The organism is Paraneptunicella aestuarii (assembly GCF_019900845.1).
GTDB classification, from domain to species: Bacteria; Pseudomonadota; Gammaproteobacteria; order Enterobacterales; family Alteromonadaceae; genus Paraneptunicella; species Paraneptunicella aestuarii.
Genome location: NZ_CP074570.1, coordinates 181,261 through 194,845, shown reverse-complemented (window position 1 = coordinate 194,845; position 13,585 = coordinate 181,261). Strand labels below are relative to the sequence as shown.

Sequence of the window (13,585 nt, the reverse complement as noted above, 5' to 3'; positions counted from 1 at the left end):
ATTAAATAGACTCTAATCTTTCAAAATATTCCTAAGATTAGCGATCCCGATTTCAGCCTTCTTCTGTCGCACTTCCTTACTGTCCTTTTTACGCTTCTGCTCCCAGGACAAATCATCTTGAGGTAATTCATACAGGAAACGACTTGGTTCAGTACGGATCAATTCTCCATACTGGCGGCGTTCTTTGGCGAAACTGAAATACAATTCTCGTTGTGCCCGGGTAATACCGACATAGGCTAAGCGACGCTCTTCTTCGATATTGTCTTCATCGATACTGGCTTGATGCGGAAGCAAGCCTTCTTCCATACCCACCATGAAAACATAAGGGAATTCCAGCCCCTTTGAAGCATGCAAGGTCATCAATTGCACGGCTTCAACATCCTCTTCACTTTCCCCTTTTTCCATCATGTCGCGTAACATCAAGCGGTTGACGACTTCTTGCAAGGTCATGGGCGGATCTAAATCGCTGCCTTCCAACATGCCATTGACCCAGCCAAACAGCGTACTGATGTTTGCCATCGCCATTTCAGCCGCTTTCGGGCTACTACTTGTCTCGTACAGCCATTCTTCGTAACGGCTGGTTTTAATCAAATCACGAATAGCGGCAACAGTATCCCCTCGCTGAGCATTATCAGAAAGCTCAACCATCCAACGCCCAAATTCCTTGACCGCATCTAGCGCTTTTCCACTCAGCACATGGTTAATATGATCTGACAATGCCGCTTCAAACATGGAGCATTCCAAGTGGTGCGCTAATCCGCCGATTTTCTCTAATGTCACACGCCCAATACCGCGACTAGGGGTATTAATCACACGTAACAAGGCGGTATCGTCATCCTGATTCACCAACAATCGCAAATAAGCCATGATGTCTTTCACTTCGGTACGCCCGAAGAATGACATGCCACCGCTGATTTTGTACGGGATCTTGTTTTGCGTCAGCGCTTTTTCAAAGGTGCGAGATTGGTGATTACCACGATAAAGAATCGCATAATCTCCGTAGCTACTACCGTTCATGAACTTATGCGCCAGCAATTCTGCGACCACTCGCTCAACTTCGTGCTCTTCCGATTTACATTCCAGCACTCGAAGTTGCTCACCGTAACCCAGTTCAGAGAAAAGCTTCTTATCAAAAACGTGGGGATTGTTTTCAATCAGAATATTGGCACAGTGCAGGATTCGCCCGGAAGAACGGTAATTCTGCTCTAACTTAATCAAACGTAATGATGGGTAGTGTTCTTTTAACAAAGCCAGGTTTTGCGGACGAGCGCCACGCCAGGAATAGATAGACTGATCATCATCGCCAACCACGGTAAAACGCGCTCTTTCACCCACAAGTAAACGGATAAGCTCATACTGACTGGTATTAGTATCCTGATATTCGTCTACCAGAATATAGCGAATTCGATTCTGCCAACGCTGCCTGACTTCTTCATTGGTTTTAAACAACAATGTGGGCATTAAAATCAGATCATCAAAATCCAGTGCATTATAAGATCTCAAATGCTGCTGATATTTTTCATAGATACTGGCATAGAGCTGCTGCTGAGGATCTCGCGTTTGATTAATGACATGCTGAGGCAGTAACAGATCGTTTTTCCAATTAGAAATTGTGCTTTGCAGAATAGAAATCTGATCTTTATCGTCACCAAATTCATCTCCAGCGAGATCCTTAATCAGATCAACGCTGTCCCTATCATCGAATAACGAAAAACCGGCTTTCAAGCCCAAGGATTTCACTTCTTTTTTGATGATGTTCAAACCCAAGGTATGAAAGGTAGAAACTTTTAGTCCACGCGCTTCCTTCTTACCCATGGTAGCGGCAACACGTTCTTTCATTTCACGCGCAGCTTTATTGGTAAAGGTTACAGCCACAATAGTGCGAGCAGGAACATCACAATTTTGTACAAGATGGGCAATTTTGTTAGTGATAACACGCGTTTTACCACTCCCCGCGCCCGCCAATACCAAGCATGGCCCAGAAATGTAATTCACAGCTTCGTTCTGTTTGGGATTAAGTTTCATAAGACCCCTTTCATTAGGACGCGCGATTTTACCTGTAACTTGCCACAAACAGTAGTGCAATCAATTCAGCTTCAATCAATTTTGTTGAGCCTGGTTTTTTGCTAGACTCTGAAACCAATATCACACGTAAAATTAGTAGCCTTGGAATAGTAGCAATCCGGGCATGGCTCATAAAGATTAAGAGATTTTATCTATGTTGGAACCAAAAAAATTGGAAGAACTGGCGAAACAGGTAGCAGATAGCATTCCTCCGGGCGTTAAAACAATGGCTGAAGGCGTGGAAAGCAAGGTCAAACAAGTTTTACAGTCACAACTAAGCCGTTTGGATTTTGTTAGCCGCGAAGAGTTCGATGTTCAAACCATGGTTTTGCAACGCACCCGAGAGAAACTGGAAGCTTTGGAAGCGCGTGTAGAAGAGTTAGAAAAACAGGTTAACCAGCCTAAAGCCTAACCTACAGATAAAATTGAATTCCGTGCCAACCAATCCAGCTTCGGTTGGCACACATTACATCTTCGATGATGATCCTTAATGCTACTAAGCAGTGCGCTGCATTGTTGCTGTTAATACTCCAGCGCCAATCAATGAAGAAGCGCCGATTCGGTTAAACCAGCGTCGAACACCAGCTCGCTTAATTTTAGTCGCCAGTTTACCGGCAAATAATCCATATAATCCCGCACTAACGATAGACAGTGCCAAAAACGTTCCGCCCAACACTATAACTTGTGTAATGGCCGGATGCTCTGGCTGTATAAATTGAGGTAGAAAGGCCACGAAGAACGCGATGCTCTTGGGGTTTAACATAGTGACCCAAAACGAATGCTGGAATAATTTAAAAGAAGATTCATTATTCTTGCTCACAACATCCGGGTTTACTTCAATGGGAGTCTTCCATAATTTGTAGCCTAAATACAACAGGTACAAAGCACCCAACCATTTGAAAACTAAAAATAATGTGGCTGACGTTGCCATGATAGCGCCTAGCCCAAGTAGTGATAGCGTCATTGCAACAAAATCACCAAGTACCACACCGGCAACCAAAGGCATTACCGAACGATAGCCATTCTGCATTGCCTTACTGACAACCAAAATAATAGTTGGCCCTGGAATCATCAGAATCACCAAGGTCGCCAGTGTAAACGTCACCCAAAGCTCAAAACTCATACTTACTACCTCAACAGCTTTAAGCTCCAGCTAATATTAATTTAACCAGGCTTGTTACTTCTTAACCTTTGCTATTTCGTTTAAAAACTAATTGTTCTTCTAACGAGTGACTTTCTTCTTCCAGAACATCAGTCACTCCCATGTTTATTAAAATCGATTAAAACACACCGTTTAAATCAGATAAGAAGAATTTATACGCAGGGTTATCTGTCTGCTCCTGATAGAGATATCCCGATAATTTTTCCAAATACTGATTAAATTCTTGCTGATCTAAGTCCGGAATATCAAACCCCGCCAATACCAATCCTTGTGCCGCACCATGATTCCGATAATGAAATAGTGTGATATTCCAACGATCGCCCAAGGTTTCCAAAAAGCGCAATAACGCACCGGGTGATTCTGGAAACTCAAAGGAATAGATATGTTCATTCAACAATGTTGGCGGGCGCCCACCAACCATATATCTTACGTGCAGTTTGGCAATTTCATTATTGGACAAGTCAAACCACTGATAACCGTTCGCTTCCAAAGCGTCAGTTAATTGTTTAAATTCACTGAGCCCTTCTCGTAACTTAATGCCCACAAACACGTGCGCATTACGATCACTGGCAAAACGATAATTAAACTCGGTAATGGAACGACCACCCAAAATTTTGCAGAACTTTTTGAACGAGCCTTTTTGCTCCGGGATCTTCACCGCAAAAACCGCTTCTTTTTGCTCACCTAATTCACAACGCTCTGATACATAGCGCAATGTGTGGAAGTTGATATTGGCACCACACAAAATCCCCGCCAGCTTTTTCCCTTTGATGTCGTTTTCACGTACATATTTGCGAATAGCAGCTATCGACAAGGCTCCCGCAGGTTCAGCTATCACACGGGTGTCATCGAAAATGTCTTTAATCGCTGCGCAAATCTCATCGGAATTCACTGTAATCACTTCGTCAACGTACTGCTGACAAAGTCGAAAAGGCTCTTCACCTATGCGTTTTACCGCAACACCATCAGCGAAAATACCAACCGAAGGCAAATCAACAGGCTGCCCGGCTTCCAACGCGGCTTTCAGGCAAGCCGAATCTTCGGCTTCCACAGCAACCACTTTAATATCAGGACGAATGGCTTTGACATAGGTGGCAATGCCAGCGGCCAAACCACCACCACCAACGGCAATAAATAAAATATCCAGATCCGGGTTTTTCTCCAGAATCTCTTTACCAATCGTGCCTTGTCCCGCAATAACATCGTCATTATCAAAAGGCGGGATCATGGTCAGTCCTTGCTCTTTGGCCAGCTCATAAGCCTTGGCATTGGCAGCATCAAAGTTACTGCCAAACAGGACGATTTTGACGTTATCACCACCAAAATTTCGAACCGCTTCCACCTTAATATCCGGCGTGGTTTCCGGCATCACGATAGTCGCCTTAATGCCTTTGCGAGCTGCGGAATAAGCAACGCCTTGAGCATGATTACCCGCAGAAGCTGCAACGACTCCAGCATCTAACTGAGCTTGCGATAGCTGACTAATTCGATTGTAGGCTCCACGTAATTTGAATGATTTAACGGGCTGCTGATCTTCACGTTTCAGCCACACCTCATTGCCCATGCTTTCCGAAAATCGGTTTAGCTTTACGAAGTCGCTATTCACAGCGACATCGTATACCGGCGACCTGAGGATTTTCTGTAAATATTCAAACTCGGTTACATTGCTCATTAATATGCTACCTCAGGGGTCTAACCTTCCAGTTTACTGGTATCTCTTACTGCGCCTTTATCAGCACTGGTCGCCAACAATGCATAAGTTTTCAGAGCCGTTGAAACGGGACGAACCCGAGTAGCAGGCTGCCACGGCTTGTCGCTGTTGTTCATCGCTTCACGGCGCTCAGCCAATTCCTGCTCTGAAAGCATCAAATTAATACTACGATTAGGAATATCAATTTCGATGGGGTCGCCATCTTTAACCAAGGCCAAAGCGCCACCAGAAGCCGCTTCGGGAGAACAATGTCCAATAGACAACCCCGATGTGCCACCAGAGAAGCGTCCATCGGTAATCAAAGCACAAGCTTTACCTAATCCTTTCGATTTCAGGTACGAAGTGGGATACAACATTTCTTGCATTCCCGGGCCACCTTTAGGTCCTTCATAACGGATAATAACGGCGTCGCCCGCTTTCACTTCGTCGTTCAAAATGCCGTTAACGGCATCTTCCTGGCTTTCAAAGACTTTGGCTGAACCATTGAATTTCAGAATGGATTCATCCACCCCAGCCGTTTTAACGATACAACCATTTTCAGCGATGTTACCGAATAGCACGGCCAATCCACCGTCTTGGCTATAGGCAAATTCTTTACTGCGAATACAACCATTTTCACGGTCGATATCGGCACTGTCGTAACGGCAATCCTGGCTGAATGCCTGTGTGGTACGAATTCCTGCAGGCCCAGCTTGAAAAAATGTACGCGCACCGTCATTTGAATTTTCAAGTACATCCCAATCAGTAAGCACCTTCTTTAATGAACTTCCAAGAACATGGTTCGTGTCCGAATGCAGTAATCCAGCTTTGTCTAATTCATTCAGGATGCCAATAACCCCCCCCGCACGATGTACATCTTCCATATGGTATTTGTTGGTCGACGGTGCCACTTTACATAAATGAGGCACTTTGCGAGAAAGGCGATCAATGTCTTGCATAGTGAATGGCACTTCGCCTTCAGCGGCAGCGGCTAGCAAATGTAGAACTGTGTTGGTCGATCCACCCATAGCAATATCCAGGCTCATGGCATTTTCAAACGCTTTGAAATTAGCAATATTGCGTGGCAAAACACTATCGTCTTCCTGTTCGTAATAGCGCTTACACAGCTCAACAATTTGCTCGCCCGCTTTTAAGAACAACTTTTCTCTATCAGCATGAGTGGCAACAAGAGAGCCATTTCCAGGAAGAGACAAACCTAACGCTTCGGTTAAGCAGTTCATGGAATTCGCTGTGAACATGCCAGAACAGGAACCACAGGTTGGGCATGCAGATCGCTCAATTTGATCGGCATCTTCCTGACTGACTGAACTGTCGGCAGCGGCAACCATGGCATCAACCAAATCGAGCTTGATGATCTGGTCGGAAAGCTTGGTTTTACCGGCTTCCATTGGCCCACCCGAGACAAAAATCACCGGAATATTTAAACGCATGGAAGCCATTAGCATTCCCGGTGTGATCTTGTCGCAGTTAGAGATACATACGATAGCGTCAGCACAATGCGCATTCACCATGTATTCAACCGAATCCGCAATCAGTTCACGAGAAGGCAAGCTATATAACATACCGCTATGACCCATCGCGATGCCATCATCCACTGCGATAGTATTGAATTCTTTTGCGATACCACCGGCCTTTTCGATCTGCCTTGCAACCAGTTGCCCCATGTCTTTTAAATGCACATGACCAGGAACAAATTGGGTAAAGGAGTTGGCTACAGCAATGATGGGCTTGCCAAAATCATTATCAGTTACACCCGTTGCACGCCATAAAGCACGAGCACCAGCCATGTTTCGACCATGAGTAGTAGTAGCTGATCGGAGTTTTCTTGCCACTGTAGTACACCTTTAATAAATAATTGTTAGTAGCCATACGGCTAGAAGAACAATAATTCTAAAAGCCGTACTGTTTTAATTGTGAATTGGACTTAGTTACTGCAACTGTGCATTTGAGCGCACGAGGAAGCACAACAGCACAGTCAAGAAGAGTATCTTTTCTGTGCTGCCAATAAGCCTTTAATGAGGTAAATATAGAATAGAGCAAGTGCGAACACTCAATAATAGAGTCTCAACCCTTTCATTCTACAGGCGTTAACCAACCCCATTTATCTTCGGTTTTACCGTTGAACAAGCCAAAGAATGTGCTTTGTACTTGCTCTGTGATCTTGCCGCGTTTACCAGAGCCAACTTTAATGCCGTCAACACTGCGTACTGGTGTTACTTCTGCGGCTGTACCACACATGAAGATTTCATCAGCCAGATATAGAGCTTCTCTTGGAATATTCTCTTCTCTGATTTCCAATCCCATGTCTTTCATTAGTGTGATACAGGTATCACGAGTAATACCTGGCAAAATCGCCGCTGTTTTTGGTGTTGTTGATACCACACCGTTACGGATAATAAACAGGTTCTCGCCAGCACCTTCGCTCACGTAGCCATTTACATCCAAAGCAATACCTTCACCATAACCATGGCGACGCGCTTCCATAGAAATTAATTGAGAAGACAGGTAGTTACCACCTGCTTTAGCGCCTGTTGGCATAGTGTTGGCAGCCAGGCGATTCCAGGAAGAAACACCTGCATCAACGCCGTTTTCCAACGCTTCTGCACCTAAATAAGCGCCCCATGGGAATGCAGCAATTGCCAAATCAGTTTCAGTGCCAAAAGGAACTTGTAAACCCATACCAATATCGCCGTAGTAAGCGATTGGGCGGATATAAGCAGATTCCAGTTTGTTACTACGAATAATTTCTTTAGTAGCGTCGTTAATTTGCTCCAACGTGTATGGAATGGTCATGCGATAAATCTTCGCAGAATCCAATAAACGTCGGTTATGTTCATCCAGACGAAATACACATGTACCTCTGTCAGGCGTGTTGTAGGCGCGAATGCCTTCAAATACTGATGAACCGTAGTGAATCGCGTGAGTCATGACGTGCACAGTCGCCTTTTCCCAAGGAATGATTTCACCGTTAAACCAAATTAAGTCAGCGAGTTTCTTAGCCATTTTTGTTCCTATTTTATACCGCCTGGCAACACAACAACTCGCAATGAGATGTTCTAAAAATCGCGTTAAGCTGTTTGGAAAGCTTTTTGTTGTGTTGTTTCTTCTGGTTGTGCCAGGTTCAAATTAATAATGCGCGCCAGATCATACAACTTATTTAGCTGATTGGTTAGTTTGCTAACAGGTTGCATACCATCAATTGTGATCAAGACTGTCAACATATCCATCCCATCGGGGATAACTTGTAGACTGATCAGATTATAACCGCGATAGCGGATAATTTGTAAAACACGTTCTAGTATTGCTGGTTTGTTGTATACCTCTAGTTTCAAGCTGTGCATGATGGTTGCTCCCACATTTTGTGATTTGCTGTATTTGGCGGCACGATGGGCCAAACGTTTTGTTGTTCATCCAGGCGAACATGTAGTAACGCTGGCCCTTCTGTTTGTAATAACCAGTCCAATGCCTCTTTGGTATCAGCATTGTCTTCCAGCACCCGAGCTTCCAGACCAAAGACCTTAGCCAGATCGCTGAAAGGTGGGTTACAGGACAAATCCGTTTCGCTGTAGCGCTCTTCATGGAATAGCTCTTGCCATTGCTTCACCATGCCCAGACGCTGGTTGTCCATTACCACAATTTTTACCGGTAATTGGTAACGTCTTAATGTGGCAAGCTCCTGAACATTCATCATGAATGAGCCATCACCACATATTGTTACTACTGTAGACTCTGGTCTCGCTACCTGAGCTCCGATAGCACTTGGCAGACCAAAGCCCATTGTGCCCAATCCACCACTACTTAAATGATCAACAGGACGACGGAAAGTCATATGTTGGGCAACCCACATCTGATGTTGACCAACATCACAAGCCACAACGTTATCTTCCGGCAATGACTCGCTCAAATAGTGCAATACCGAAGGTGCGTCAGGTCGTCCATGCTCAGAAAAATCACTATAAGAATAAGCTTTCTCAGCTTTCAACGCTTGAAGCTCATCGCTCCATGGCTGAATATCCAAATTGGTTGTTAATAAGGGCAGGATCTCTTTTATATTTGCTTGCAAAGCAATTTCAGCGATTCTGCGCTTATCCAACTCGGCTTCATCAATGTCGATATGTACAACTTTGGCGTGAGGGGCAAACTCAGCCAATTTACCGGTAGCACGGTCGTCTAATCTCGCACCGACCACCAACAATACATCACACTCTTGAACAGCAATATTGGCAGCAGGCCAACCATGCATGCCCAACATACCTAAATACCCAGGATGTGCAGAAGCAACGCAGCCCAAACCTTTCAATGTAGCAACAGACGGGATACCCGATTTTTCAATAAACGCATTCAACTCATGCGTTGCCCCAGCCATGCCAATTCCACCACCAACATAAAGCAATGGCTTGCGGGCTTGTTGTAGCAGATTATTGATAGCCTTTACTTCGTCGGAATGACTAGTAATTAAGGACATTTCAACGGTTTTCTTGGCTTCAAGAAGTACCTCGGGCACTTCCGCTAACAAAACATCTTTTGGTAAATCCAGTAATACTGGGCCAGGGCGTCCATCGGTAGTTAATCGGAAGCACTCTTCCAATGCATTGGGTAAATCAGCAATGTCTGTTACCAATTCGCTATGCTTGCAGATGCTCAAAGACAATCCCAGCACGTCAACTTCCTGAAAGGCATCGGAACCCATCGCAGAAGTCGCCACCTGTCCGGTTAAAATCAATAAGGGAATGGAATCTAACTTGGCATCAGCCATACAGGTTAGCAAATTGGTAGCACCAGGCCCTGACGTACCAACGCAAACACCGACCTGATTCGTTGCTCTGGCATGGCCAATTGCCGAGAACGCTGCACCTTGCTCATGTCTGGCAAGATAATGCTCAACGGTTGAGTCCAGTAACGCATCATACAACGGCATGATCGCACCACCCGGGTAGCCAAAGATCGATTTAATCTTTTGCTGCTCTAGAAACTTCAATATGTATTGTGCGCCGTTCATTACTGCTGAGTGCCCTTAACACCGATGTTTAAAATTTTTGGAGCCCTAAAACGAAAAAACCCCCGGACTTTCGTGCGGGGGTTTCGCTATTCTGACCTACTCGTTCATGCCAATAGCCGTCCCCGCAGTGAGCTAATAATCACCACGAGTACCACGAGCACGACGCGAGCAGCGTTTGCTTTCAAAATGCGTTTTGTGACGTGGGCTAATTGCATGAAAAGAATATCTCGTTTGTTCGTTACCTTTTTAGAAATAACATAAGACTTTCGCGTTGGGCAAGCACAAATTTCGATCAAATTTAAAAAAACGAAAAATTAGGATAAAAAACCTAATATCCGGTCAATAAAAGGATCTAAAATTGGAATCATTCGATATTTTAAGAAATTAATTAGGATACACATCCCAACTTAAATTTTTACAAAAATGTTGATAATGTATCTTTTTTGTAAAAAATGATGGTTGCACATATAGCTTTTTTCGTACGAATTATCATCCCTTATGAGGTAAGATAAATTGCAGACTTTCAGAGTTATTCAATAATAAATTAGCTTTTATTTTCCCCATCCCCAAGCTCACCATTCCCTGTTCAATACTCTTTGCCAAGCCATTGGCATACATGCGTGCATAAAAAGGCAGAGATTCTTCAAAGAAAGGCAGAAGGGAGAGCAAGTCGACATTCTGGCCGTGGTGATCCTCAAACCCCCTGTAGAAGCTTTGAATGTAATCTTGAATGTCAGGGTCTGTTTTAGATAATTCGGAAAACTCAAGCCCCCAGGTAAGCTCTGGCTTTATATAACAGCTACCAACATATTTGCCGAAACGTTCACCGGACTTTTCAGGCTCAATCAGGGTCATGATGAGTTCGCCCCTCTTTAAATACAGGTAATACTCTTTATCTCTCACCGGGCGAAATTTGAATTTGGCTGACAACACCATTAAGGACAACAGATAGTCTTTTACCAATGTAGAAAGGTCGCGCTGCTCCTCAATGACAATAGGCGCATGCCAATCCTTGAAGACAGCAACCAAACCTTTACCTTGTGGATTTGCAACTTTCATTATTTCAACATCACCAAAACACGAACCTTATGAGAGCTATTTTTATCGGAAAAGAGATAAAACGCTTAATATATAAACATCTCCACACAACACTTTTCAAGTCGAAACAAGCAAAAACGTATCATTTCACGAAAATTTTTAACCTTAATAACCATTTGTTTTTATTGAATTTTCAAACAAATTAGTAAAAAAGTTGTTAAAAGTTTTGATCAAAACGCGCGTTTGAATCATACTTACACCAACTGGTCGGATGTCGGATGAGTTAATATTATGAGCATACGTAAGAGTTTAAAGAAAGTACTACCTCCTATTTCAATCACTGAGCAAGAAGCCTTAGACGCCGGTGATATTTGGTTAGAAGCTTCTATTTATCAAGGTAAGCCAGATATGGCTGGTTTACGTAATATCCCGGCAGCAACACTTACCGCCGAGGAACAAGCTTTCATCGATGGCCCTGTGCAAAAGGTTATCGATATGGTTGATGATTATGAGTTGCAACACCAGACTCATATTCCTCAACATATTCTTGATTTTCTATCAGCCAACAAATTCTTTGCATTGATTATTCCTAAAGCCTTCGGTGGTTTGGAATTCAGTCCTTATGCAAACTCGACTATTGTGTCTTTGTTGGCATCCAAAAGCAGTACGGTTGCGGTCACCGTTATGGTTCCCAACTCATTGGGCCCAGGTGAATTGCTGATGCATTATGGTACGCCAGAGCAACAACAATATTGGCTGCCTAAGCTTGCTGTTGGTCAAGATATTCCTTGTTTCGCACTAACTGGGCCTGACGCAGGTTCAGATGCGGGTGCAATTCCAGATGCAGGTATCGTTACCAAAGGCATGTGGGAAGGTAAAGAGGTTATCGGCTTGTCAGTAAGCTGGGACAAGCGTTACATCACTCTAGCCCCTATTGCTACTGTACTTGGTTTGGCGTTTAAAGTATTCGACCCTCAAGGTCTGATTGGCGACAAAGTTGAACTGGGTATCACCTGTGCTTTAATCCCTAAATCACACCCAGGTGTTGAATTGGGCAACCGCCATAATCCTATGGATGTTCGTTTCTACAACGGTACTACACGCGGTAAAAACGTCTTTATTCCTATGGACTTCATCATCGGCGGTCAGAAAAACATTGGTCGTGGTTGGCAAATGTTGGTTGCCTGTCTTGGTGCTGGTCGTGGTATCTCTCTTCCAGCAATGGGTACAGCAACAGCACAAGCCGCACTGAAATCAGCGGTTGAATACTCATTTGTTCGTGAACAATTTGGTGTTCCAATTGGTCGTTTTGAAGGTATTCAGGAAAAACTGGCTGACATGGCTGGCAAAACCTTCCTGCTTGAGTCAATGCGTGTTCTAACCACTGAAGGCTTGGGCTTAGGCTTGAAACCTTCAGTTATTACAGCAATGGCTAAATACCACATTACTGAATTAGGTCGCGATGTATTAATCTCTGCGATGGATATTCAAGGTGGTAAAGCGATTCAAATGGGTCCTCAAAACACCCTGGCGAGCGCTTATAAGGCACAGCCAATCGCTATCACGGTAGAAGGTGCGAACATCCTGACTCGCAGCTTGATGATTTTCGGTCAAGGCGCAATGCGTTGTCACCCATACCTGAAAGATATGGTTGAACTCATTCACAGTGACGAAAAAGGTGCCGATTCCAAGTTCAACAGCGTATTGATGAAAACCGTTAATTACGGCGTTGCAAATGGTTTCCGCAGCTTGTTCCAAAGCTACTTGCCAATGTTCCGCAAGCAAAGCTCTAAACTGGCTGAAGTAAGACCTTACGAGAAGCGTATGAGCAAGTTGTCAGCTAACCTGGCGACTATGGCAGACCTTGCGTTAGGTGTACTGGGCGGAAACTTGAAGAAAGCTGAAATGCTGTCTGCTCGCTTGGGTGACATGATGAGCTACATGTACATGACAATGGCAGCGATTCGTTACTACGAGCAAAAAGTTGATGCAAGCATCAGAGATCAAGCCAAACCTTACTTCGAGTACGGTGTAGCATGGGCTCTACAGCAGTGCGAAAAAGCTCAAGCAGACTTCGTTGATAACTTCCCGAACTCTGCTGCTCGTGGCCTGATGCGTCTTATCACCAAGCGTTACAGCAACGCTACAACAGGTGTCTCTGACGATTTGGTGCGCCAATTGGCAGAAGCCAGCATGGAAAATAACGCGTTCAAAGCGCAAATTTCTCATCTGGTTAAAGCTACTGAAGGCGATGGCTACGACATCAATACTCAAGCGTTTGAAGCCAAGCATAAAGTGCTGCCTATCTTGAACAAGATTCAGAAGACTTTACGCAGCAACCCAGTTGCACCAGCAACCAGCTTCGACGACATGTTGGTTGAATTACAAAAACGTGGTGATTTGGATTCAACAGAAGTTGCAGCCGTGACTGACTACAACGAAAAACGCAAAGTTGCAGTACGTGTTGATGAATACGACTTCGATTTAAATTTGTTGTCTGACGCTAAGGAAGAAAGCTCTTTCGAGCATAAGCCAGCAGCATAAAATCAATTGCTATAGAAGTTATCCAAATACAGAAAGCCCCGATTCAATTTCTTGTTTCGGGGCTTTT

The 13,585-nt window shown here is 44.2% G+C and carries 10 protein-coding genes; 2 read left to right on the top strand and 8 right to left on the bottom strand.

The window, feature by feature from the left end:
* Positions 1-12: 12 nt before the first annotated feature.
* Positions 13-2,025 carry a DNA helicase Rep gene (gene rep, locus KIH87_RS00830; protein WP_232359647.1) on the bottom strand — a complete coding sequence of 671 codons (2,013 nt, stop codon included), beginning with the start codon at positions 2,023-2,025 and terminating at the stop codon, positions 13-15.
* Between the two features lie 193 nt (positions 2,026-2,218).
* On the opposite strand from rep, the gene ubiK reads away from it, so the two are divergent.
* Complete coding sequence (gene ubiK / locus KIH87_RS00825) at positions 2,219-2,476, top strand: ubiquinone biosynthesis accessory factor UbiK (RefSeq protein WP_232359646.1); 258 nt, start codon at positions 2,219-2,221, stop codon at positions 2,474-2,476.
* A gap of 84 nt (positions 2,477-2,560) precedes the next feature.
* Here ubiK and KIH87_RS00820 read toward each other — a convergent pair whose 3' ends face one another.
* From KIH87_RS00820 to KIH87_RS00790, 7 genes are all read right to left on the bottom strand, one after another.
* Positions 2,561-3,187: a LysE family translocator gene (locus KIH87_RS00820; RefSeq protein WP_232359645.1), complete on the bottom strand. Its 627-nt coding sequence runs from the start codon at positions 3,185-3,187 to the stop codon at positions 2,561-2,563.
* A 157-nt stretch (positions 3,188-3,344) separates the two neighbouring features.
* Positions 3,345-4,898 (bottom strand): threonine ammonia-lyase, biosynthetic, encoded by a 1,554-nt coding sequence (ilvA, locus tag KIH87_RS00815; protein ID WP_232359644.1) that lies wholly within the window; start codon positions 4,896-4,898, stop codon positions 3,345-3,347.
* A gap of 20 nt (positions 4,899-4,918) precedes the next feature.
* Positions 4,919-6,724, bottom strand: coding sequence for a dihydroxy-acid dehydratase (ilvD, locus tag KIH87_RS00810; RefSeq protein WP_232361403.1), 1,806 nt, complete (start codon positions 6,722-6,724; stop codon positions 4,919-4,921).
* A gap of 286 nt (positions 6,725-7,010) precedes the next feature.
* Positions 7,011-7,940: a branched-chain amino acid transaminase gene (locus tag KIH87_RS00805; protein WP_232359643.1), complete on the bottom strand. Its 930-nt coding sequence runs from the start codon at positions 7,938-7,940 to the stop codon at positions 7,011-7,013.
* 65 nt (positions 7,941-8,005) lie between these two features.
* Positions 8,006-8,278, bottom strand: coding sequence for an ACT domain-containing protein (locus KIH87_RS00800; protein ID WP_232359642.1), 273 nt, complete (start codon positions 8,276-8,278; stop codon positions 8,006-8,008).
* Complete coding sequence (ilvG, locus tag KIH87_RS00795) at positions 8,266-9,936, bottom strand: acetolactate synthase 2 catalytic subunit (protein ID WP_232359641.1); 1,671 nt, start codon at positions 9,934-9,936, stop codon at positions 8,266-8,268. The genes KIH87_RS00800 and ilvG overlap by 13 nt, the downstream gene beginning before the upstream one ends.
* Positions 9,937-10,425: 489 nt before the next feature.
* A complete protein-coding gene (locus KIH87_RS00790; RefSeq protein WP_232359640.1) occupies positions 10,426-10,995 on the bottom strand; it encodes a hypothetical protein in 570 nt (189 codons plus the stop codon).
* Between the two features lie 270 nt (positions 10,996-11,265).
* Between KIH87_RS00790 and KIH87_RS00785 the strand changes: the two genes are divergently transcribed.
* Positions 11,266-13,518, top strand: a complete 2,253-nt coding sequence (locus tag KIH87_RS00785; RefSeq protein WP_232359639.1) for an acyl-CoA dehydrogenase — start codon at positions 11,266-11,268, stop codon at positions 13,516-13,518.
* Positions 13,519-13,585: the final 67 nt, after the last annotated feature.